The organism is Nocardioides ginsengisoli, from assembly GCF_039537225.1.
In the GTDB taxonomy this organism is placed as follows: Bacteria; Actinomycetota; Actinomycetes; order Propionibacteriales; family Nocardioidaceae; genus Nocardioides; species Nocardioides ginsengisoli.
In genome coordinates this window covers 18,821-40,420 of sequence record NZ_BAABAC010000020.1, presented here as the reverse complement: position 1 = coordinate 40,420, position 21,600 = coordinate 18,821, and the positions used below count along the sequence as shown (strand labels likewise).

The 21,600-nt window shown below is 72.6% G+C and carries 25 protein-coding genes; 8 read left to right on the top strand and 17 right to left on the bottom strand.

All coding sequences use genetic code 11. The annotated features are described in order from the left end of the window. Positions 1-41 precede the first annotated feature (41 nt). From AB4880_RS10590 to AB4880_RS10580, 3 genes are all read right to left on the bottom strand, one after another. Entirely contained in the window at positions 42-455 is a 414-nt protein-coding gene (locus AB4880_RS10590) for a VOC family protein (protein ID WP_367919193.1), read from the bottom strand. Positions 456-465: 10 nt separating this feature from the next. After that, positions 466-1,170 carry a methyltransferase domain-containing protein gene (locus AB4880_RS10585; RefSeq protein WP_367919269.1) on the bottom strand — a complete coding sequence of 235 codons (705 nt, stop codon included), beginning with the start codon at positions 1,168-1,170 and terminating at the stop codon, positions 466-468. Between the two features lie 89 nt (positions 1,171-1,259). Then, positions 1,260-2,186 carry an alpha/beta fold hydrolase gene (locus AB4880_RS10580; protein ID WP_367919192.1) on the bottom strand — a complete coding sequence of 309 codons (927 nt, stop codon included), beginning with the start codon at positions 2,184-2,186 and terminating at the stop codon, positions 1,260-1,262. 65 nt (positions 2,187-2,251) lie between these two features. On the opposite strand from AB4880_RS10580, the gene AB4880_RS10575 reads away from it, so the two are divergent. Then, positions 2,252-2,764 carry a MarR family winged helix-turn-helix transcriptional regulator gene (locus tag AB4880_RS10575; protein WP_367919191.1) on the top strand — a complete coding sequence of 171 codons (513 nt, stop codon included), beginning with the start codon at positions 2,252-2,254 and terminating at the stop codon, positions 2,762-2,764. Positions 2,765-2,817: 53 nt separating this feature from the next. Further along, entirely contained in the window at positions 2,818-3,741 is a 924-nt protein-coding gene (locus AB4880_RS10570) for an endonuclease/exonuclease/phosphatase family protein (protein WP_367919190.1), read from the top strand. Positions 3,742-3,747: 6 nt separating this feature from the next. Here the strand turns inward: AB4880_RS10570 and AB4880_RS10565 are convergent, their stop codons facing one another. The 7 genes from AB4880_RS10565 to rsmI all read right to left on the bottom strand — a co-directional run bounded on the left by AB4880_RS10565 (position 3,748) and on the right by rsmI (position 11,363). Next, positions 3,748-5,613, bottom strand: a complete 1,866-nt coding sequence (locus tag AB4880_RS10565) for an ABC-F family ATP-binding cassette domain-containing protein (protein ID WP_367919189.1) — start codon at positions 5,611-5,613, stop codon at positions 3,748-3,750. Further along, positions 5,606-6,511, bottom strand: a complete 906-nt coding sequence (locus AB4880_RS10560; protein WP_367919188.1) for a 4-(cytidine 5'-diphospho)-2-C-methyl-D-erythritol kinase — start codon at positions 6,509-6,511, stop codon at positions 5,606-5,608. Before AB4880_RS10560 ends, AB4880_RS10565 begins: the two co-directional genes overlap by 8 nt. Next, positions 6,508-7,386: a 16S rRNA (adenine(1518)-N(6)/adenine(1519)-N(6))-dimethyltransferase RsmA gene (rsmA, locus tag AB4880_RS10555; RefSeq protein ID WP_367919187.1), complete on the bottom strand. Its 879-nt coding sequence runs from the start codon at positions 7,384-7,386 to the stop codon at positions 6,508-6,510. The genes AB4880_RS10560 and rsmA overlap by 4 nt, the downstream gene beginning before the upstream one ends. Positions 7,387-7,428: 42 nt before the next feature. Further along, positions 7,429-8,592 (bottom strand): resuscitation-promoting factor, encoded by a 1,164-nt coding sequence (locus tag AB4880_RS10550; RefSeq protein WP_367919186.1) that lies wholly within the window; start codon positions 8,590-8,592, stop codon positions 7,429-7,431. 254 nt (positions 8,593-8,846) lie between these two features. Continuing rightward, the gene (locus AB4880_RS10545; RefSeq protein ID WP_367919185.1) at positions 8,847-9,692 is read right to left on the bottom strand and encodes a TatD family hydrolase; all 846 of its coding nucleotides are present in this window, start codon (positions 9,690-9,692) and stop codon (positions 8,847-8,849) included. Continuing rightward, positions 9,689-10,543: an alpha/beta fold hydrolase gene (locus tag AB4880_RS10540; protein ID WP_367919184.1), complete on the bottom strand. Its 855-nt coding sequence runs from the start codon at positions 10,541-10,543 to the stop codon at positions 9,689-9,691. The genes AB4880_RS10545 and AB4880_RS10540 overlap by 4 nt, the downstream gene beginning before the upstream one ends. Beyond that, on the bottom strand, positions 10,536-11,363 hold the full coding sequence (gene rsmI, locus AB4880_RS10535) for a 16S rRNA (cytidine(1402)-2'-O)-methyltransferase (protein WP_367919268.1): 828 nt from the start codon (positions 11,361-11,363) through the stop codon (positions 10,536-10,538). Before rsmI ends, AB4880_RS10540 begins: the two co-directional genes overlap by 8 nt. A gap of 59 nt (positions 11,364-11,422) precedes the next feature. Here rsmI and AB4880_RS10530 point away from each other — a divergent pair, with 59 nt between their 5' ends. After that, a complete protein-coding gene (locus AB4880_RS10530) occupies positions 11,423-13,153 on the top strand; it encodes a dolichyl-phosphate-mannose--protein mannosyltransferase (protein WP_367919183.1) in 1,731 nt (576 codons plus the stop codon). A 43-nt stretch (positions 13,154-13,196) separates the two neighbouring features. After that, positions 13,197-14,156, top strand: coding sequence for a glycosyltransferase (locus AB4880_RS10525; protein WP_367919182.1), 960 nt, complete (start codon positions 13,197-13,199; stop codon positions 14,154-14,156). Here AB4880_RS10525 and AB4880_RS10520 read toward each other — a convergent pair. From AB4880_RS10520 to AB4880_RS10490, 7 genes are all read right to left on the bottom strand, one after another. Then, complete coding sequence (locus AB4880_RS10520) at positions 14,153-14,422, bottom strand: DUF7218 family protein (RefSeq protein WP_367919181.1); 270 nt, start codon at positions 14,420-14,422, stop codon at positions 14,153-14,155. The two genes, AB4880_RS10525 and AB4880_RS10520, sit on opposite strands and share 4 nt — an antisense overlap. A 38-nt stretch (positions 14,423-14,460) precedes the next feature. Next, positions 14,461-15,141, bottom strand: a complete 681-nt coding sequence (locus AB4880_RS10515; RefSeq protein WP_367919180.1) for a hypothetical protein — start codon at positions 15,139-15,141, stop codon at positions 14,461-14,463. After that, a complete protein-coding gene (locus tag AB4880_RS10510; RefSeq protein ID WP_367919179.1) occupies positions 15,141-16,373 on the bottom strand; it encodes an NRAMP family divalent metal transporter in 1,233 nt (410 codons plus the stop codon). Before AB4880_RS10510 ends, AB4880_RS10515 begins: the two co-directional genes overlap by 1 nt. Then, positions 16,370-16,759, bottom strand: coding sequence for a hypothetical protein (locus tag AB4880_RS10505; protein WP_367919178.1), 390 nt, complete (start codon positions 16,757-16,759; stop codon positions 16,370-16,372). The genes AB4880_RS10510 and AB4880_RS10505 overlap by 4 nt, the downstream gene beginning before the upstream one ends. 83 nt (positions 16,760-16,842) lie before the next feature. Further along, complete coding sequence (locus tag AB4880_RS10500; RefSeq protein WP_367919177.1) at positions 16,843-17,310, bottom strand: DUF6328 family protein; 468 nt, start codon at positions 17,308-17,310, stop codon at positions 16,843-16,845. A gap of 25 nt (positions 17,311-17,335) precedes the next feature. Further along, positions 17,336-18,196 carry an SDR family oxidoreductase gene (locus AB4880_RS10495; protein ID WP_367919176.1) on the bottom strand — a complete coding sequence of 287 codons (861 nt, stop codon included), beginning with the start codon at positions 18,194-18,196 and terminating at the stop codon, positions 17,336-17,338. 64 nt (positions 18,197-18,260) lie between these two features. After that, entirely contained in the window at positions 18,261-18,896 is a 636-nt protein-coding gene (locus AB4880_RS10490; RefSeq protein ID WP_367919175.1) for a PAS and ANTAR domain-containing protein, read from the bottom strand. A gap of 65 nt (positions 18,897-18,961) precedes the next feature. On the opposite strand from AB4880_RS10490, the gene AB4880_RS10485 reads away from it, so the two are divergent. Genes AB4880_RS10485 through AB4880_RS10470 form a run of 4 tightly spaced genes read left to right on the top strand, consistent with a single transcriptional unit; the run spans position 18,962 to position 21,532 of the window. Next, positions 18,962-19,096: a hypothetical protein gene (locus tag AB4880_RS10485; protein WP_367919174.1), complete on the top strand. Its 135-nt coding sequence runs from the start codon at positions 18,962-18,964 to the stop codon at positions 19,094-19,096. Then, positions 19,093-20,112, top strand: a complete 1,020-nt coding sequence (locus AB4880_RS10480) for an iron-containing redox enzyme family protein (RefSeq protein ID WP_367919173.1) — start codon at positions 19,093-19,095, stop codon at positions 20,110-20,112. Before AB4880_RS10485 ends, AB4880_RS10480 begins: the two co-directional genes overlap by 4 nt. Continuing rightward, a complete protein-coding gene (locus tag AB4880_RS10475; protein WP_367919172.1) occupies positions 20,109-20,351 on the top strand; it encodes a CDGSH iron-sulfur domain-containing protein in 243 nt (80 codons plus the stop codon). The genes AB4880_RS10480 and AB4880_RS10475 overlap by 4 nt, the downstream gene beginning before the upstream one ends. Further along, on the top strand, positions 20,351-21,532 hold the full coding sequence (locus AB4880_RS10470; protein WP_367919171.1) for an alcohol dehydrogenase catalytic domain-containing protein: 1,182 nt from the start codon (positions 20,351-20,353) through the stop codon (positions 21,530-21,532). Before AB4880_RS10475 ends, AB4880_RS10470 begins: the two co-directional genes overlap by 1 nt. The last annotated feature ends 68 nt before the right edge of the window (positions 21,533-21,600 follow it).

Here is a 21,600-nt window from a genome sequence, read left to right as displayed (position 1 = left end):
AGATTACTCGCGAGTAACAAGGTGCCACAAGGTGACCCCGGCTACTCCGACTGCGCCGACTCCTCCGCGAGCAGCTCGACCCGGTTGCCCGCGCCGTCGAACGCGTGGCAGCGCTGGTAGCCGGCGAACGTCTGCCGCTCGGTCCAGTCGACGTCGAAGCCGAGCTCGGCCAGCCGCGCGCCCGCCTCGTCGAGCGCGGCGACCGAGCCGAGGACGAGCGCCGGGTGGGCCTTGCGGGCCGGCGTGAACGGCTCCTCGACGCCGACATGGATCTCGGCAGCGGCCACGCCGCCGCCCTCGCCGTCCTCGTCGTACGCGCGGAACCAGCAGCCACCCCGGGCCGCGAGCGCCGGCGGCTTCGGGACCTCGGTCATCCCGAGGCCGGTGCCGTAGAACCGGCGCGCGGCGTCCTCTCCCCCGCGCGGGCAGGCGACCTGGACGTGGTGGATCCTCATCGCGCCCTCCTCAGGAGCCGGTGCGGGCGACGACGAAGATGCGCCGGAACGGCAGCACCACCCCGCGCCCCTCGTCGGCATAGGCGACGCGCAGTCGCCGCTTGAACTCGTCCTCGAAGCGCTCGCGCAGGTCGGCGGGCAGCGCCTGCAGCGTCGGGCGCGCCCCGGTGCCGGAGACCCAGGTGAAGACCGGGTCGGGCCCGTGCAGGACGTGCAGGTACGTCGTCTCCCATGCATCGACCGTGCAGCCGAGACCCTGCAACGCGCGCAGGTAGGTCGCCGCGTCGTGCGAGCGCGGATCGGCGATCCCGTGCGTGTGCTCGGCATAGGGCGGCTCGTCCGCCAGCTCCGCGCGCAGCGTGTGGCTCGGCTCGTCGAAGTTGCCGGGGACCTGGAAGGCCAGCCAGCCCCCGGGCGCGATCGCGCGCACCAGCGCCGGCATCAGCTCGAGGTGCCCCGGGACCCACTGCAACGTCGCATTGGTCACAAGAACGTCCACTTCGCCCGGATTCGCTGTGGACAACCAGTCGCGGAGGTCGGACCTGTGGAAAGCCAACCGTCCCGTTCGGCTTCTGTCGGACGCAGCGGTGATCATGTCAGCACTGGAGTCGACACCAGTGACCACAGCACCCGGCCACCGGTCGGAGAGAAGGGAGGTGAGATTGCCAGGACCACATCCGAGATCGACCACGACCCGAGGGTCGGGTGCGTCCACACGGCCGACCAGGTCGAGGAACGGGCGGCCCCGCTCGTCGGCGTAGGCGAGGTAGCGCTGCGGGTCCCACGCGGGCCCGGTGGCCGGGCTCACCGGGAAGCCTCCACTCGCTCGTCGAGGTACTCCAGAACCAGGGAGTTGACCACGTCGGGCCGCTCGAGCTGGAGGAAGTGCCCGGCCCGCTCGACCACGCCGACTCGGCTGCCGGTCGGCAGGCGCTCGCCGATCCGCGTCGCCCAGCGGGCGTCGAGGCAGCCGTCGTCCTCGCCCTGGAGGTACAGCAGCGGCACGCGCGGCGGGGCCACCCAGTCGCGGGCCAGCGGACGGTAGCGCGCCGGGAGCTGCCGGACGCGGGCCTGTGCCCGGTAGTAGCCGAGGGCCGCCGCGCAGTGGGCGTCGTCAGGCAGGGCCGCCGCGAGGTGCGCCAGGTCCTCGGTCGCGTCGTAGCCGGGCGACCAGCGGCGCCACAGGTGGGCGACGAGACGGTCGAATCCGCGCTCGGGCAGGCGCGGGAGCTGGTTGTACAGCGTGTACCAGCTCATGCCGGCCTGCCGCGGCATGATCCGCAGCCAGCGGGTCAGGTCGTCGCGGCGCGGGTTCATCGCCGCGAACGGCGGGACCGCCAGCGACACGATCGCGCCGAACGGGTTCGCCTCCGATGCGGCGATCCCGTTGCCGGTGATCGCGCCCCAGTCGTGGCCGACCAGGACCGCGCGGTCGTCGCCGGCAAGGGCGGCGTGCAGCCCGAGCGCGTCGTCCATCAGCGCAGGGACGTGGAAGCTGCCGTCGGCGGGGAGGCCGCTGGGCGCGTAGCCGCGCGTGAAGGGCGCCACCACCCGGTAGCCCGCCGCAGCCAGCGCGGGGCCGAGGTGGCGCCAGGTGTGGGCCGTGTCCGGGAAGCCGTGCAGCAGCAGGGCCAGCGGACGCCGTACGTCATCGGGATCACCCCAGGTCAGGCTGACCAGCGTGACCGCGTCGAGGGCCGTCGAACGCCCGGCCGGAGTTGCCTTGGTCATGGGGCGACCCTACGCCCAATTTATCTTGACATCAAGATTCTCGACCGACCCGCTATGCTGCCCCCATGCCGGAGCAGCCGGGGCATCCCCAGCGGGACGAGGTCGACCACCTGGTCGAGGCGTGGGCGCGCGAGCGCAGCGACCTCGACCTGGCGCCCATGTCGGTGTTCAGCCGGATCTCCCGGCTCGCCCACCACGTCGACAAGGCGCGGCGGCAGGCGTTCACGGCCCACGACATCGAGCCGTGGGAGTTCGACGTGCTGGCAGCGCTGCGGCGCACCGGCTCGCCGTACGAGCTCTCGCCGGGGCGGCTGCTGCGCGAGACCCTGGTGACCAGCGGCACCATGACCAACCGCGTCGACCGCCTCACCACGCGCGGCCTGGTCGAGCGACACCCCGACCCGAGCGACCGGCGCGGGGTCCTGGTCCGGCTCACCCCCGAGGGCAAGGACGCCGTCGACAGCGCCTTCGCCGCGCTGCTCGACGCCGAGCGCGAGCTGCTGACCGGCCTCGCCGACGGCGACCAGGAGGAGCTCGCGGCGCTGCTGCGACGCCTGCTGGTGCCCTTCGACCACTGAACGCCGCGTCGACGTCGAGGCGCGTCCAGCCACCCACCTCGCACACTGAAACCGTGTCCCGGCTCCGCAGCGCCCTGCCGGTCGTCGTCCTGTCCCTGATCGTGGGGGCGGTCGTCGGCCTCGGCGTGGTCCCCGGAATGGCCGGGACGATCGGGGCGGCGCTGCTGCCGTGGGCCGGGCTGCTGCTGGTCCCGCTGGCGGTGATCGGGGTGCGCGCGGCGATACGACGGTCGTGGGCGGCGCTCGCCCTCCCGGTGGTGGCGGTCGTCTGGGCCGTGGCAGTCGGGCCGGCGCTGCCGTCGGTGACGTCGGTGACGTCCTCGTGGCCCCCGGCCAAGGGGACGGCGGTGACCTTCGCGAGCCAGAACGTGGAGGCCCACTCCGGTACGTCGGCGGCGTCCGCCCGGACGCTCGCCGACCGGGGCAGCGCCGTGATCGCGCTGACCGAGCTCGACGGCGACGCGCGGACGAAGGCGGCCCAGGCGCTGTCGGCGTCGCACCCCTACTCCTACACGGTCGGCACGGTCGGCCTGTGGAGCGTCTATCCGCTCAGCAACCCCGAGGGGCTCCGGCTGGGCCTGGCGTGGGAGCGGGCGCTGCGCGCGGACGTGGCGGCGCCGGGCGGCACGGTCCGGGTGTACGTCGTCCACGCGGCGTCCTTCCGGCCGGGGCAGCAGGCCGGGCGCGACGCGATGCTCGACCGGCTGGCGCGGCTGGTGGCGTCCGACGACTCGCGTCGGCTGGTGGCGATGGGCGACTTCAACGCGCCGACGACCGACCCGGCGCTCGCGGGGATCCGGGACCACCTGACCGAGCCGCGACCGCGCGGGCTGTCGTTCGGGTTCACCTGGCCGGCGCGGTTCCCGCTGGTGCGGATCGACCACATCTTCGAGCGCGGGATGACCGCGCTCGACACCGACGTGATCCGGGCGGGCGGGAGCGACCACCGGGCCGTCCTCGCCACCTTCGACGACTGACGGCTCTCAGTCGAGCAGCTCGGCCGCCTCGAGCCACTCCAGCTCGGCGGCCTCCTTCTCCTCCTGCAGTGCGGTGAGGTCGGCCGCGATGGCGGTGAGCCGCTCGGGGTCGGTGGCGTGCTCGGCGAGGGCGGCGGTGAGCTCGATCTCGCGGGCGGAGAGCCGTTCGAGGACCTTGTCGAGGCGGGCGACGGTCTTGCGCGCGGCACGCTCCTCCGCCGATCCGGTCCGCGCCTTGGTCGCATCGCCGCGCAGGTCCGGAATGCCCGCGCCGGACGCCGAGCTGCCCGAGCCGCCGGAGCCGCCCGAGCCGCCCGAGCCGCCCGAGCCCGCCGGGGCGGCCGGAGCGGACGCGGAGGGCGACGGCGCGGCGAGCGCCGCCTTGCGCCGCTCCAGGTACTCGTCGACGCCGCGCGGCAGCATCGACAGCTTCCCGTCGCCGAGGAGCGCCCAGACGGAGTCGGTGACCCGCTCGAGGAAGTAGCGGTCGTGCGAGACGACGACGAGGGTCCCCGGCCAGCCGTCGAGGAAGTCCTCGAGGACGTTGAGGGTCTCGATGTCGAGGTCGTTGGTGGGCTCGTCGAGGAGCAGCACGTTCGGCTCGGTGAGGAGCAGCCGCAGCAGCTGGAAGCGGCGGCGCTCGCCACCGGAGAGGTCGCCGATACGGGCGGTCAGCTTGTCGCCGGTGAACCCGAAGCGCTCGAGCATCGAGGTCGCGGTGATCTCGCCGTCGGCGGTCCGGGTGACGCGGCGGATCCCCTCGACGGTGGCGAGGACGCGGGCCTCGGGGTCATCGAACTCGACGTTCTGGGAGAGGTGCTGCAGCGCGACGGTCCGGCCGTGCCGCACCTTCCCGACGGACGGCGCCGCCTCACCGGCGAGCAGCGACAGCACGGACGTCTTGCCCGCGCCGTTGACGCCGACCAGGCCGACCCGGTCGCCGGGGCCGAGCCGCCAGGTCGCGTGCGAGAGCAGCTGGCGGGTGCCGCGGGAGAAGTCGACGTCCTCGACGTCGATGACGTCCTTGCCGAGCCGCTGCGCGGCGAAGCGCTGCAGCTCCAGGCGGTCGCGCGGGGGCGGGACGTCCTCGATGAGCGCATTGGCGGCGTCGATCCGGAACTTCGGCTTCGAGGTCCGGGCGGGGGCGCCGCGGCGCAGCCAGGCGAGCTCCTTGCGGACCAGGTTCTGCCGGCGCACCTCCGACGCGGCGGCCTGGCGCTGACGCTCGGCCTTCGCGAGCACGAAGGCGGCGTAGCCACCCTCGTAGATGTCGACGACGCCGTCGTGGACCTCCCACGTCTGCTCGCACACCGCGTCCAGGAACCACCGGTCGTGGGTGACCACGATCAGCGCGGAGGGGCGCGAGGCCAGGTGGTCGGCCAGCCAGGCGACGGCTTCGACGTCGAGGTGGTTGGTCGGCTCGTCGAGGATGATCAGGTCGTGGTCGCCGAGCAGCAGCCCGGCCAGCGCGCAGCGGCGCCGCTCGCCGCCGGACAGCCCGGCGACGGCACGATCGAGCTCGACCCCGGCGAGCAGGACGTCGACGATCTCGCGCAGCCGCGAGTCCGCCGCCCACTCGTGGTCGGCCATGCCCTGCAGCACGACCTCACGCACCGTGTGGGTGTCCTCGAAGTCGTCGCGCTGCGAGAGGACGCCGACGAGGAGTCCGCGCTGGCGCGAGACGCGGCCCGTGTCGGGCTCCTCGGCGCCGGTCATGATCTGCAGCAGCGTGGTCTTGCCGTCGCCGTTGCGGCCGACGATGCCGATCCGCTCGCCGGCGCCCACGCCGAGCGAGACCTCGGTGAGGAGCGGGCGTACGCCGTACGACTTCGAGATCCGCTCCAGGTTGATCAGGCTGGTCGCTTCAGACATAGGTCACCACGTGCGCTCCCGCGACAGGGCCGGGAGCGAGCGTGCAGCGGTAGCCGCGCTCGGTCAGCTCGGCGGCCATGGAGCGTGCCTCCTCGACGTCCTCGAGGAGCATGAGCAGGGTCGGTCCGGACCCGGACAGCAGGACGCCGTCCGGGCTCATGCTGCGCAGCTGCACCTCGACGTCGACGAGGTCGGGACGCAGGTCGCGAGCGGCGGGCCAGAGGTCGTTGGCGAGCAGGTCGCCGATGTCCTGCGGGTCGCCGTTGGCGAGCGCCTCGGTCAGGTCGTCCGGGAGGGGCGGCGTCGCAGGGGCGTTCGGCGACAGCTCGTCGAAGTGCCCATAGACGGCGGGCGTCGACAGTCCCTCGTCGGAGAGGACGACGACCCACCACACCGAGCTGTTGTCGTCGAGCGGCGTGACGATCTCGCCGTGCCCGACGCCCAGGGCGGTGCCCCCGAGCAGCGCGAACGGCACGTCGCTGCCGAGCGTGCCGGCGATCTCGAGGAGATCGTCGTCGGGGGTCTGCAGGTCCCACAGCCGGTCGAGCGCGAGCAGCGTCGCGGCCGCGTCGGCCGAGCCGCCGGCCATCCCGCCCATGACCGGGATCCCCTTGGCGATGGTGATCTCGGCGGCGTAGTCGGCCGGGTGCAGTCCGTGATGCTCGACCAGCGCCTTGCCGGCGCGGATCGCGATGTTGTCGTCGTCGAGCGGTACGCCGTCGACCGGCTCGGTCAGCGCGACCGACCAGACGAGCGCGTCGCGGACGGTGACGTCGTCGTAGAGGCCCACGGCCTGGTAGATCGTCGCCAGCGCGTGCTTGCCGTCGGGCCGCAGCCCGCCGACACCGAGGTGGAGGTTGATCTTCGCGGGCGCGCGCACGGTCACCGGGCGGGTCATCCCTCCACCTCCACGTTCGCGTGCAGCGCCACGGTGAGCGCGACGAACTCGTCGATGCCCAGCGCCTCGCCGCGGGTCAGCGGCTCGATGCCGGCCGCCTTCAGGGCGGCCTCGGCGGCCTCGGCGCTGCCGGCGATGCCGCGCAGGACGCCGCGCAGCGCCTTGCGCCGCTGCGAGAAGGCCGCGTCGATGACGGCGAACACCTGCTCGCGGGTGACCTCGGTGGTCGGCGGCTCCCGGTGCGTCCAGGCGACCAGGCCGGAGTCGACATTGGGGGCGGGCCAGAAGACGTTGCGGCCGATCGCCCCCGCACGGCGTACGTCGGCGAACCAGGCCGCCTTGGCCGACGGCACGCCGTAGGTCTTCGACCCGGGCGGCGCCGCCAGCCGGTCGGCCACCTCGGCCTGCACCATGACCAGTCCGTGCTTCAGGGACGGCAGCAGCGCCATCAGGTGCAGCAGCACCGGCACCGACACGTTGTAGGGCAGGTTGGCGACCAGCGCGGTCGGCGGCGGGCCGGGGACGTCGGTGATCGTCAGCGCGTCGTGCAGGACGACGCGGAAGCGCTCGGCCTGAGCGGGCGCGTGCTTGGCGATGGTCGCGGGAAGCTCGCCGGCGAGCAGCGGGTCGACCTCGATCGCGGTCACCTCCGCGGCGACCTCGAGCAGCGCGAGGGTCAGCGAGCCGAGCCCCGGCCCGACCTCGACGACGACGTCGCTGTCGTCGATGCCCGACTCGCGGACGATCCGGCGCACGGTGTTGGCGTCGATGACGAAGTTCTGCCCGCGCTGCTTGGTGGGGCGCAGGTCGAGCTTGGCCGCGAGCTCCCGAACCTCCGCCGGGCCCAGCAGCCGCGGCGCGGAGGTGTCAGGCATGCGCCCCAGCCTAGTGACTGGGGCGCTGCCCGTTGACATCGCTCAGCGCGGGAGACCGAGCTTGGCCGCGCAGGCGGGCCAGGCGCCGTAGCCGCCCGACGCGTCGCGCACCTTGGTCGCGATCGCGATCTGGGTCGAGCGCGAGGCCTGGTTGGGGTAGCCGCTGCCGCCGTAGGAACGCCAGGTGCCGACGTTGAACTGCAGGCCGCCGTAGTAGCCGTTGCCCGTGTTGGCGGCCCAGTTGCCGCCGGACTCGCACTGCGCGAGCCGGTCCCAGACGGTGCTGCCGCCCGCGTAGTTGGTCGTCGCGACCTGCTTGGTGCCGACCCGGATCACGGTGGCCTGGGGCTGGCGGGTGACCGACGAGGTGAGCACGATCCGTCGGACGACGTCGCCGTTGCGGACGATCACCTTGTAGGTGACGTCGCGCAGGCCGTCGACGCCGTCGGTGACGGTCTTGCGCTCACCGGCGAGCATGGCGGAGTCCTTGATCTCCTTCACCGGAGCGGCGATGGACTCGCCGTCGACCTGGCGCCGGCGGACCTCCATGTCGGTGAAGACGATCTTGTCGCCGTCCGTGACCTCGGCGTCGCGCGCCGGGGTGGTGCGATCGTGCTCGTCGAGGGTGACGCCGACCTCGGCCAGCGCCTCGGACACGGTGAGCGCGGGGACCTCGCGGGTCACCGGCTTCTTGCCGGCCAGCTCGAAGGTGATCCGCTTGGGCGTGACGACGTCGATCTCGGCGCCGCCGCGGCTGATGGTCATACCACGGCTGGTGGAGAGCCGGCTGTCGGCGTAGACGGTGCCGATCTGGCTCAGCGCGCCCTGCACGTCGGTCGCGGTGACCCAGTGCGTGGACGTGGTGCCGTCGACGGTGAGCTCGATCGGGCGGCTGAAGCGCACGGCGATCTTGTCGCCCGCGGAGATCTTCTCGTCCGGGTTGGGCTGGACGAGGTCGCGGGAGGTGATCTTGACGCCCCCGTCGCGCAGGACGTCGGCGACGGTGTCGCCGGTCGTGGAGACGGTGCGCTCCTTGCCGTCGAGCGAGAGCGTGACCTGGGTGCTCATCGAGGAGTAGCCCCAGGTGACGGCGGAGACTGCGATCAGGACCGCGACGACGGTGGCGGTCAGGGCTACCCGGCTGTGGGCCAGCTTGAGGATGCGTCCCTTCAGGGACGTGGTGGGGTCGAGGCGCGCAAGTCGCACGATGCTCCGATGTTCGTACTCCCCGGGCCTCGGTGGGACCAGCCGGTTCGACCTGTCCGCGCCACGGTGCGAGGCGGTCGAAACCTGCGTCAGCTGGCCCGAGAACTGCTACCGATCCCGGCCGTCAGTCATCCACGACAACCCGAACCGACGCCGAAACGCAACTTGGCGAGGGCTCTTCCCGCCTGGGCGGGTGACGCGGAACACCCCGACGTCGTCCCATCCGTCACATCGGTCACGCCGCGCGGAAATGCCTACCAGGGGCCGCCGAAGGCCGCCTCGGTGTTCGCGTCGATGGCCGCGCACAGCTCGCCGAGGTCGTCGCCGCGCTCCTGCGCCATCGCCCGGACCGTCACCGGGATCAGGTACGACGCGTTGGTGCGCCCGCGGTAGGGCGAGGGCGTCAGGTACGGCGCGTCGGTCTCGACGAGCACCCGGTCGCGCGGCACGATCCGCAGCGCCTCCCGCAGGGGCGCGGCGTTCTTGAAGGTCACCGTCCCAGCGAACGACAGGTGCGCGCCGCGGTCGAGGCAGGCCCGCGCGAACGCGGCGTCCCCGGAGAAGCAGTGCATCACCCAGCGCTCGGGCACGCCCTCGGCGTCGAGCACCTCGAGCACCTCGTCGTGGGTCTCGCGGTCGTGGATGACGAGGGTCTTGTCGAGCCGGTTGGCGAGGTCGATGTGCCGCGCGAACGACTCGACCTGCACCGCCCGCCCCTCGTCGCCGGTGCGGAACGAGTCGAGGCCGGTCTCCCCCACCGCACGGACCTTCGCGTGCGCGCCGGCGAGCTGCTCGATCTCGTCCCAGGCGGCCTCCAGCGCGGCACGGCCCTCGCGCTCCAGGATCCGCGGCGCCTCGTTGGGGTGCAGGGCGACGCCGGCGACGAGCGCATCGTGCTCGGCTGCCGCCTCCACCGCCCATCGCGCGCCGGGCAGGTCGCAGCCGATCTGCACGATCCGCCGTACGCCGACCGACGCGGCCGCCGCGATCGCCTCGGCGGTGTCCCACGCGGCCTCGCCGCGCCCGATGTCGAGGTGGCAGTGGTTGTCGACCACCGGATGCGGCAACGGCTCGGGGACGGGCGGGCGCTCGTCGCTCACGCGGAGCCCACCCGGTCGAGGATCGCCGCGGCCAGCTGCTCGGGCGCCTGGGTCGGGATCCAGTGCGAGATCCCGTTGAGCTCGACGAAGCGGTACGGCGCGTCGACGAGGCGCGCGGTCCGCTCGACGCCCCAGCGGCCGAGCGCGATGTCGTCGTCGCTCCACACCATCGTGGTCGGGACGGTGACCTTGTGCCGGGTCAGGCGCGGGTCGGCGAAGGGCAGCGCGCGGTACCAGTTGAGCGCGGTCGTCAGGGCGCCGTCGTCGACGATCTGCCTGCGGAACCGGGCGACGTCGTCCGCGGTCATGCCCGAGGCACGCAGCTGCTTGTCGAGCAGGCCGCCGGGGGTGCGCGCCATCAGCTCGGGCACGAAGGGTGCCTGGAACGCCAGCATGTACCAGGACTTCAGACCCTGCGCGGAGCGCACCATCGAGGTCAGGAACGCCTGCGGGTGCGGGACGGAGACGGCGGTCAGGCTGGCCACCAGCTCGGGATGGTGCATCGCGATCAGCCAGGCCGGGATCGCGCCCCAGTCGTGTCCCACGACGTGCACCCGGCCGCCGGTGGCCTCGGCCAGCGCGCGGACGTCGCCGAGCAGCTCGGACATCCGGTAGTCGCGGCGCCGCGGCGGGCGTGCGCCCTTCGCATAGCCGCGCTGGTCCATCGCAAGCGTCCGACAGCCCGCCTCGTTGAGGATCGGCGCGACCAGGCGCCAGCAGTCGGCGCGCTCGGGGAAGCCGTGCAGCAGGACGACGATCTCGCCGTCGAGCGGCCCCTCGTCGTGGACGTCGAGGACGAGTCCGTCGCGCTCGACCGTCGTGATCCGGGTCGGGGTCGTCTGGTCACTCATCGATGTGCACCACCTGGTAGACGTCACGCTTGGGAAGTCCGGCCTGGACGGCGACCGCGGCGATCGCCTCCTTGCGTCGCATCCCGGACTCCTCGAGCGCGGCGACCGCCGCGCGCAGGCTCTCCGGGTCGGAGGGGACGGCGGCGCCCGGGGTCGCGCCGGAGACGACGATCGTCACCTCTCCGCGCACCCCCTCGGCCGCCCAGTCCACCAGCGCGGCGAGCCCGTCGCGCCGTACCTCCTCGTGGGTCTTGGTCAGCTCACGGCACACGACGGCCGCGCGCTCGTCGCCGAAGGCGTCGCGCATCGCGGTGAGCGCGGCCTCCGTGCGGTGTGGGGCCTCGAAGAACACCATGGTCCGCTGCTCGGTCGCGAGGTCGGCGAGCCGACGCGCCCGCTCCCCCGCCTTGCGCGGCAGGAAGCCCTCGAAGCAGAACCGGTCGACCGGCAGCCCCGACACGGCGAGCGCAGTCAGCACCGCCGACGGCCCCGGGACGGCGGTCACGTTGACGCCGGCCTCGACCGCGGCGGCCACCAGCCGGTAGCCGGGGTCGGACACGCTGGGCATCCCGGCGTCCGTCACCAGCACCACCCGCTCGCCGCCGACCAACGCCTCGACCAGGGACGGCGTCCGCGCGGCCTCGTTGCCCTCGAAGTAGGACACCACCCGCCCGCTCAGCTCGATGCCGAGGTCGGTGACCAGCCGGCGCAGGCGGCGGGTGTCCTCAGCGGCGACGACATCGGCCGCCGCGAGCTCCTGCGCCAGCCGGGGCGGCGCGTCGCCCACCTGTCCGATCGGCGTGCCCGCCAGCACCAGCACTCCAGTCACGCCCCGATCATTGCAGGACCGCCATGGACCACCGCATAGGCTGACCGACCGTGACCGTCGCCGGCCTCTCCCGCACCGCGCTCGGGCAGCGTGTGCCGCTGGCCGTCGACCGCGCGATCAGCCCGCTGCGCCGGCTCAGCGGGCGGCAGCGGCTGGTCGGCTGGCTGGCGCCGATCGCGCTGACACTGCTGGCGTTCGGGATGCGGGTGGTCGGGCTCGGCAACCCCCACCGGTTCGCGTTCGACGAGACCTACTACGCCAAGGACGCGTGGTCGCTCCTCAACAACGGCTTCATCGAGACCTACCTGTCCGACGCCGACGGCAACGCGAAGACGGACATCAACGCCGACATCCTCAACGGGCACACCCAGAACGTGTGGACGGGCGACCCGTCGCTCGCCGTCCACCCGGACGTCGGCAAGTGGCTGATCGCACTCGGCGAGAAGGCCTTCGGCGTGGACCCCTTCGGCTGGCGGATCGCGTCGGCGGTCGTCGGCGCGCTGATGGTCCTCGTCATGTGCCGGCTGGTACGCCGGATGACCGGCTCGACGATGCTCGGCTGCGTCGCGGGCGCGCTGCTCATGCTCGACGGACTGCAGTTCGTGCTGTCCCGGCTGGCGCTGCTCGACATCTTCCTGGCGTTCTTCCTGCTGTGCGCGGTGCACTGCCTGGTCGCCGACCGCGACTGGCACCGTGCCCGGCTCGCGTCGCTCGCGCGTCGTACCGAGTGCGGGGTGGCGCTCACCGGCTGGGGACCGCGGATCCTGTTCCGCCCGTGGCTCCTGGCCGCCGGCGTCTGCTTCGGCCTCGCGTGCGGCACCAAGTGGACGGCGCTCTACCCGCTCGCCGCGCTCGGCGTCCTGTGCTGGTTCTGGAGCTCCGGCGCGCGCCGCTCGCTCGGCATCCGGTGGCCGCTCCTCAAGGGCGCCCTGCTGGACGGCGTGCCGGCGTTCCTGTCGCTCGTCGTGGTCGGGCTCTTCGTCTACGTCGCCACCTGGGGCGGCTGGCTGGCGCACGCCGACCAGTACGAGGACAAGCTGAGCGCGACGCAGTACCGGCAGTACACCGGCCAAGGCCACTGCGAGAAGGAGTCCTATGTCGCGACCGATCTCGACAAGGACGCGGCGTGGCCGACCGCGACCGAGAAGGACGCCCACGGCGTCGGGGAGATCTGGCAGTCGCTGCGGTCGCTCTGGTACTACCACCAGGACGTCTACACCTTCCACACGCACTTCCTGAACTGCTCCACGCACTTCTACCAGTCGAAGCCGTCGAGCTGGCTGCTCATCAACCGCCCGGTCGGCGTGGCCGTCACCAACGACATCTCCCCCGACACCCCGGGCTGCGACGCGCCCGCCAGCAGCAACTGCATCAAGCAGGTGATCCTGCTGCCGACGCCGGTGCTGTGGTGGGGCGGCGTGGTCGCGCTGCTGTTCTCGGTCGTGATGTGGATCGGCGCCCGGGACTGGCGCTACGGGCTCGCGGTGGTCGGCGCGCTGTCGACCTGGCTGCCCTGGATGCAGTACGACGACCGACCCATCTTCCTGTTCTACGCGATCGCGATCCTGCCGTTCACAGTCATCGCGCTCACGCTGAGCATCGGGACCCTGATCGGGCCGTCGCGCGCGCCCTCACGCCGCCGTACGCTCGGCGTGATCGTGGGCGGGGCCTTCCTGATCCTGACGCTCGTGAACTTCGCGTGGTTCTGGCCGATCTGGACCAACAAGATGATCACGCACAGCGAGTGGCTCGACCGGATCTGGTTCTCGCGCTGGGTCTAGCCGCCGCCGGATGAAGCGGTCGCCAGCGGGCACTGCCAGGCCCATGCGGATCCTCCTGTGGCACGTCCACGGCTCGTGGACGACGGCCTTCGTGCAGGGCCCGCACGAGTACCTCGTCCCCGTGACCCCCGACCGAGGGGCCGACGGGCGTGGCCGCGCCGAGGGGCGGGACTGGCCCACGAGCGTGCGCGAGGTCGCGCCGGAGGATCTGGCCGACGAGGACGTCGACGTGGTGCTGCTGCAACGTCCGCACGAGCTCTCCCTGGCCGCGCGGTGGCTCGGGCGCCGGCCCGGCTTCGACGTGGCGGCCGTCTTCCTCGAGCACAACCCGCCGGTCGGCGACCTGCCGTGCACCCGGCACGTGCTGACCGACCAGGACGTGATCCCGATCGTCCACGTCACGGCGTACAACGAGCTGATGTGGGACTGCGGGCGCGCCCGCACCACCGTCATCGAGCACGGCGTCATCGACCCCGGCGAGCGCTACTCCGGCGAGATCGAGCGGGCGGCGGTCGCGATCAACGAGCCGGTACGACGGGGCCGCTTCGTCGGCGCCGACCTGGTCCGCCAGGTCGCATGCTCCCAGCCCGTCGACCTCTTCGGCAAGGAGGTCGCCGCCATGGAGGCGCCGGGCATCCGCTGCTTCGAGGACCTGCCGCAGGACGCCCTGCACACCGAGCTGGCCCGCCGGCGGGTCTACCTGCACCCGCCGCGCTGGACCTCGCTCGGACTGTCGCTGATCGAGGCGATGCTGCTCGGCATGCCGGTCGTCGCGGTGGCGAGCACCGCGGCGCCGGACGCCGTACCGGCGGGCACGGGTGCGCTCGCCTGCCGGCCCGCCGACCTGGCCGCCGCGGTGCGCCACTACCTGCGCGATCCCGAGCTCGCGCGCCACGCGGGCAAGGCCGCCCGCGCCCACGCGCTCGAGCGGTTCGGCCTCGACCGCTTCCTGCGCGACTGGGACCGCGTGCTCACCGACGCCGTCCGCGCCGGCACGTCCTAGTGGTGGCGCAGTGCGTTGATCAGCCGGTCCTTCTTCATGTACGAGCGGCCCTCGATGCCCAGCTCCGAGGCGCGCTTGCGCAGCTGGGAGACCGTCCAGTCCTCGTAGTTCTCGGCCTTGCCGCCGCGGCGGCCGACTTTCGAGGCGCCCTCGCTGGCCATCGCGTTGGAGATGCGGGCCGCCTTCTCCTTGCTGGCGCCGTCGTCGCGGATCGCCTCGTAGGCCTCAGGGTTCTTGATACCGGGGCCGTGCTTGTCGCCGGGCATGTCGCCTCCTTGGGTGGGGAGCTGAGGTCGCCCCCGCGTTACCCGCGCAGCGGCAGAAGAGACGCCTCGGGACCGATCCGGACCTCGCCGGCGTCGAGGTCGATCTCGACGCCGCGGCCGAGCTCGACGACCCGCGCATGCCGGTGCAGCCACTGGACGAACGCCGCGACGGGCGCCGGACCGGGCTCGCTGCGGCGGTCGTAGCCGAGCAGCGCGCCGGGCCGGTCCGGCCCGACGATCAGCGACGTCACCCGGTGCGGGCCGGCGCCGCCGGGGGTGCCGAGCATCCGCAGGTCGAGCACCTTCGAGCGGCGCGGGAGCCGGTCGCAGACCACCGGCGTCCCCAGGATCTGACCCACCCGGCAGCGGGTGCGGTCGTCGGCACGCACCCGGTCCATCCGCTGCAGCCGGCCGTGGCCGGGCACGGTCAGCCGCACCTCGCTCTCGACCCGGTCGACGAGGTCCATCCCGATCAGCAGCGGGAGGTCCCGGTCGGCCGCGGCCTCCCGCGTGAGGCGGAACATCCTCATCAGCCAGCCGCCCATCCGGTCGCCCATGCGTGGCAGCAGGGCCGGCGCGCCCACGAGGATCGCGGTCGGCGTCAGGCTGCCGTCGTCCCCCCGGGTCAGCTCGACGTCGTCGACCTTGGCCACCAGCCGGTCGTCCGCCCCGACGATCTGGCGGTCGAGGAGGTGCAGTCCCATGTCGTAGTCCGGCATCAGCCCTGTCCTGTCGACGTGGCGATCATCAGCGGGATGGCGGCGACCGAGGCGATCACGACGATGACCAGGTAGACGAGCCCGAGGGCGTTGGCGACCGGGCCGTTGCGATGCTCGCCGAGATAGTCCGGGTCGTTGGCGATGACCAGGATGGGCAGATAGGTCAGCGGCAGCGCGATCGCGGAGAAGACCACCGACACCTCGGTGACCATGATCGGGTCGACGCCGGTGACCAGCACGCCCGCGGCGAGGACGGTCGCGAGCAGCACGATCGCGTGGAAGCGCGCGGCCTCCTTCGGCCGCACGAACTTGCCCCACTGGAAGCCGTAGTACTGCGCCAGGCTGTAGCCCACCGACAGTCCGGTCTCGCAGGCCGCGCCGAAGGTCGCCGCGAAGAAGCCGACCACCACGATCGCCAGGCCGATCTTGCCGACGCCGACCGCGACCGGCAGCCCGACCTGGCCGAGCGTCTCGACGGCGATCCCCTGCGGCAGGTAGACGGCCGCGGCGCAGCCCACGATCGCGAGGGCGATCAGCCCGCCGAGCGGGAAGCCGATGAAGACGTTGGCGCGCATCACGCCGAGGTCCTTGCGGGTCCAGCGCTCCTCGACGCCGCCGCTGGAGAAGAAGAACACCTCGTACGGCGTCATCGCCGCGCCGAACAGCGCCACCCCGAAGTAGGCGTAGGTCTGCCAGCTCTCGCCGCCGGGGTTGGACGTCGGCTTCAGCTGGTGCACGACCTCGTTCCAGTCCGGCCCCAGCTGCCAGAGCGCCACGGCGAAGACGAGCAGCGCGAGGCCCATCAGGCCGAGCACGTTCTCGATCGAGGAGAACTTCGCCCGCCACAGCACCAGCCACACGGCGACCGCGACGAAGGGCACGATCAGCACGTGGCTCACCGAGCCCACCAGCTGCAGGGCCAGCGCCACACCGCCGATCTCGGCGATGAAGGTGAGCAGGGTGACCAGGATCGAGCCGACCAGGTTGAGCATCCCGACCCGTGGCCCGAGCCGCTCGCGGACCAGGTCGAAGGTCGCCCGGTGACTGACCGCGGCGATCCGGCCGGCCATCTCCGCGAACACGCAGATGCCGCCGATACCGACGAGGATCACCCAGGTCAGCGACCACCCGAAGCGGGCGCCGACCTGCGCGTCGGTCACCAGGTCCCCGATGTCGACGAAGCCGCCGATGGCGGTCAGCACGCCCAGCAGGACGGCGAAGTAGCGCTTCACTGGGCGGCCGCCTCGCGCTTCGTCGCCTCGGCCTGCAGCGCCTTGGCCAGACGCGTGAGCTCGTCGACGAGCCCCGGGTCGTCGTAGCGGCCGTCGGCGGCGTGCGCCCGCGCCTCCTGGACGCTGGCGACCGCCTGGCTGAGGAGGTCGAGGGTCTCGCGCGCCGCGATCCGCCGCGCCGGCGGCACCTGGACACTGGAGAGGTCCTGCTCGGTCTTGCCGGTCGTCTCCTCCGCCTTGGCCACCAGCACGATCGTGTACGACGACCACGCGCGGTCACGCGCGGCCGTGCGCAGCGCGATCCGCACCGTGCCGACGTCGCTCGCGGCGTCCTTCAGCGCCTGCTGCGCCTGCTGGTCCCACCCGGAGGCGTCGGGCCGACTCACGACCGAGCAGCCTCCGAGCGTCCCCGTGGCCAGGGCCACGAGAAGGAGGAGGACCGCGACGGCGGCCGAACGCTGCGAGCCTGTCACCGTTCGCGGCCCCGCCCGGAGAGCGGAACCACGGCCCACATCACGATGAAGGCGAGCGCGACCGCCGCCGCGGCGACCAGGGCCGCCGTACCGCCGAGCACCACGTCGAAGACGAGGAGCACGACCGCTGTGGAGACCAGGGCGAGGCCGATCAGCCCGGCCAGGGCGCACAGCTGCGCGGCGGCGACGATCCAGTCCCTCCGCCCCTTCCGGAACAGGACCCGGTGGAAGCAGACCGGAGCGACGATGATCAACGTGGTGAGCACGGCGGCGCACAGGATCCCGAGGTAGAGCCGCTGCTGGAAGGTGGTGAGCCGCACGAAGCGGTCGGTGAAGGGCACGGTGAGCAGGAATCCGGTCAGGATCTGCACGCCGGTCTGCATCACGCGCAGCTCTTGGAGCAGCTCGTTGAGGTTGCGGGTGATCTGATGCGGCGGGCGTCGAGGCGGGGCCGCGATGCTCATGGCCGAGCAATACCCGGTCGCGCGCTCAGAAGACGGGCTTGCCTCCGGTGACGCCGAGCACGGTCCCGGACACGTACGACGCCTCGGCCGGTGCCGCGAGGAAGACGAACGCCGGCGCAACCTCCGCCGGCTGCCCCGCCCGGCCCAGCGGCGTGTCGGAGCCGAAGTGCGCGACCTTCTCCGGCTCCTGGGTCGCGGGCTGGAGCGGCGTCCAGATCGGTCCCGGGGCGACCGCGTTGACCCGTACGCCGTCCTTGCCGAGCGACGCCGCGAGGTTGACGGTGAGGTTGTTGATCGCGGCCTTGGTCGCGGCATAGTCGAGCAGCGTCTCCGACGGTTCGAACGCCTGGATCGAGGCGTTGTTGACGATGCACCCCGGGCGCTTGCGCAGGTGCGGCGCGGCGGCGCGCACCAGCCACATCAGCGCGTAGAGGTTGGTCTTGAAGGTGCGGTCGATCCGGCTGTCGCTCATGTCGTCGACCGCGTGGTCGCGCGCCATCTGGTAGCCGGCGTTGTTGACCAGGATGTCGAGGGCGCCGAGCTCGTCGACCGTGCGCCGCACCGCCTCGTCGCAGGCGGGCCGCTCGGTCAGGTCGAGCGCCATCGGCAGCGCCCGGCGCCCGGCTTCCTCGACCAGGGCCGTGGTCGCGTCGGCGTCCGGCTGCTCCTCGGGCAGGTAGGTGAACGCCACGTCGGCGCCCTCACGGGCGTAGGCGAGCGCGACCGCGCGGCCGATGCCGGAGTCGCCGCCGGTGACGAGCGCGACCTGGCCGCGCAGCCGGTCGTGCCCGACGTACGACGTCTCGCCGTGGTCGGGCCGGGGGTCCATCTCGCCGGTGAGTCCCGGCGGGGTCTGCTGCTGTTCGGGGAAGGGGGTATCGGTCATCCCCGCGCACTACCCGAATGCTCTCGTCCGACCCGGGTACGGCGAGCGCAGCCGTGCGGGCCCGTCAGTCCGGGCGGCTGGCGGTGAGGTCGTCGAGCAGGGCGTCCAGCAACCGACGCAGCCCCGGGTGACTCACGTGCCCCTCCCGTGCCACCTGGATCAGGCGCTCGGCGACCTCCCGCACCTTCACGTTGCGGTTGCGCGACCACCACTTGAGCATCGCGAAGGCGGCGTCGGCGTCGAGGCCGTAGCCCAGCATCAGGATGCCCTTCGCCTGCTCGATGGTGTCGCGGGCCTCGGCGGACGCACGGACCGCCGCAGTGGCGGCGGCGCTGGTCTCGGCCTCGAGCTCGGGCGTCAGGTCGAGGTAGTAGCCGACCAGGCGATCGGCGGACCCGCCGTGCGGGCCGTCGTACTGGCCCTCGCCGGCGACCACGACATAGCGGACCTGGTCGTGGACCATGATCCGGTAGTAGACGTTGAACGGCTCGCCGTCGGCGATCGCCTGGCGCAGGGTGTCACGGAACAGCGGCCGGTCGTGCTCATGCTTGTGCTGCATGATCAGCTCGGTGGTCGGCTCGACCTCGCCCGGCGCGTAGCCGTGGATCGCGTAGACGTCGTCGTCCCAGACCCACTTGTCGGCCGCGACATGGAAGACGAAACGACCGGTCTGTCGAAGCGTCTCCACCCGCTGTTCCATCGAGCCCCCTCCCGCCGTATGTGCGCCTACCCCGCGGGTACCCCGCAACCACCGGAGGAGGTCACATGTCCCGCAAGGCTGTCAGCGACAACTATCCCGAACCCCGCACGGGCCGCACAACGGGGGTCCTGGTGCTCCACCTGCGGCTGCTGCTGCTCCGCCTGATCTGGGGCACGCAGTGGGAGGGCCGGACCGGATGATCCGGATCCCGGAGCCCTGTGGCCCGCTCAGCGAGCGCGTGGTCAACGCACTGCGCGCGGAGCCGGACGGCCCGCACTCGGTGCCCGAGCCACGCGCCGTGGGCGACGTGCCCTACCCGCTCACCGATCGCGACTTCCAGCTCGCGCTGTGGATGCTCTACGAGCTGCACTACGGGGGCTTCGAGGACGCGGCCGATCCGGACGCCGAGTGGGACCCGCTGCTCATCGTCAGCCGCGCCGCGCTGGAGCGGACCTTCGAGCACGCCGTCCGCGAGCTGGTCGGGCCGGTGTCGGTGCCCGACGGCGACATCGTCCGCGCGCTCACCAAGGTCACCATGACGTCCGACGGATCCGAGCTCGCGACCTTCCTGCAGCGCCGCGCGACCCGCGACGAGCTGCGCTCCTACCTGGCCGAGCGCGCCGTCTACCACCTGCGCGAGTCCGACCCGCAGAGCTTCGTGCTGCCGCGGATCGGCGGGGCCGCGAAGACCGCGCTCGCCGAGCTCCAGTACGACGAGTACGGCTCGGGCGCCCCCGACCGGCTGCACCAGCGGCTCTACGCCGACGCGCTCGCGTCGCTCGGCATGCCGATCGACCTGTCGACCTACGTCGCCGAGGCCGAGGGCGCCACCCTCGCCTCGGTGAACCTGATGTCGCTGTTCGCGCTCAACCGCCGGCTGCGCGGCGCCGCGATGGGCCATCTCGCCGCCTTCGAGGCGACCAGCGCGCTGCCGTGCGGCCGGATCCTGCGCGGCGTGCGGCGGCTGCGGCTGCCGGACGCCGTCGCCGACTACTACGACGAGCACGTCGAGGCCGACGCCGTGCACGAGCAGCTCGCGATCCGCGGGATCTGCGGGACGCTGGTCGAGGACGAGCCGGACCTGGCGGACAACGTCCTCTTCGGCGCGCTCGCCTGCCTGGCCGTCGACGGCCTCGCCGGCGACGTGCTGCTGGAGCGCTGGCGCTCGAGCCGCGCGCCACGCGAGCGCAGGCAGCACGACCGGGCGGCCGGATGACCCGCAAGCAGCGCGTGACCGTCATCGACTGTCCCCGCGGCCCGCTGCTGGTGCGCGGCGCCGACGAGGTGGTCGGCTTCGACGGCACCACCGCCGAGACCAACCGCGCGGTCGTCGCGGTCTGCCGCTGCGGCCGCTCCGAGCGGCTGCCCTGGTGCGACGACAGCCATCGCGCCCGGCGCCGCCGCCGTCCGCCGCCGAAGACCAAGGAAGAGCCAGCCGAGGAGGAGCAGGACTGATGCGTGCCGTGACCTGGCAGGGCAAGGGCAAGGTCTCCGTGGAGGAGGTGCCCGACCCGCGGATCGAGCAGCCCGACGACATCGTCATCGAGGTCACCTCGACCGGCCTGTGCGGCTCCGACCTCCATCTCTACGGCCCGCTGGCGCCCTTCATGAGCGCGGGTGACGTGGTCGGCCACGAGGCGATCGGCGTGGTCAAGGAGACCGGCTCCGACGTCACCTCGCTGCGCGCCGGCGACCGCGTCGTCGTGCCGTTCAACATCAGCTGCGGCCGGTGCTGGATGTGCGACCGCGGCCTGCAGAGCCAGTGCGAGACGACCCAGAACGTCGAGCAGGGCACCGGCGCCAGCCTGTTCGGCTACAGCCGGCTCTACGGGCAGGTGCCCGGCGCGCAGGCGGAGTACCTGCGGGTCCCGTTCGGCGACACGCTCCCGATCAAGGTGCCGCACGGCCCGCCCGACGAGCGCTTCGTCTTCCTCTCCGACGTGCTGCCCACCGCCTGGCAGGCCATCGCCTACGCCGACCTGCTCCCGGGCGACACCGTCCTGGTGCTGGGCGCCGGGCCGATCGGCGACATGTGCATCCGGATCGCGCTGATGCGCGGCCACCGGGTGCTCGTCGTCGACCCCGTGCTCGAGCGGATGCAGCGGGCCGCGTCGTACGGCGCCGAGGTGATCGCCTCCGACGACGACAACACCACCGTGGCGATGGTCCGCGAGCTCACCCACGGCCGCGGGGTCGACGCCGTGATCGACGCGGTCGGCATGGAGGCCCACGGCTCGCCGCTGGCCGAGTCGATGGCGAAGGTGTCCGGCCTGCTGCCGGACCGGATGGCCCGCCCGCTGATGCGCAGCGCCGGCGTCGACCGGCTGGCCGCGCTGCACCTCGCGCTCGACGCCGTACGGCGGGGCGGGACGGTCTCGGTCATCGGCGTCTACGGCGGCCCGATGGACCCGATGCCGCTGATGGAGATGTTCGACAAGCAGATCCAGCTGCGGATGGGGCAGGCGAACGTGCGGCACTGGAGCGACGAGATCCTCCGGCTGCTGCTCGAGGACACCGACCATCTCGGCGTCGAGTCGTTCGCGACGCACCGCGTGCCGCTGGTCGACGCGCCCGCCACCTACCGCGACTTCCGCGACAAGCGCGACGGGATGGTCAAGGCGCTCTTCCTGCCCTGAACGTCCGGCCGCGGAGCGCACGACAGCGGTCCACCGACGCTGTGCCTGAGCGTATCGAGGCACCGATA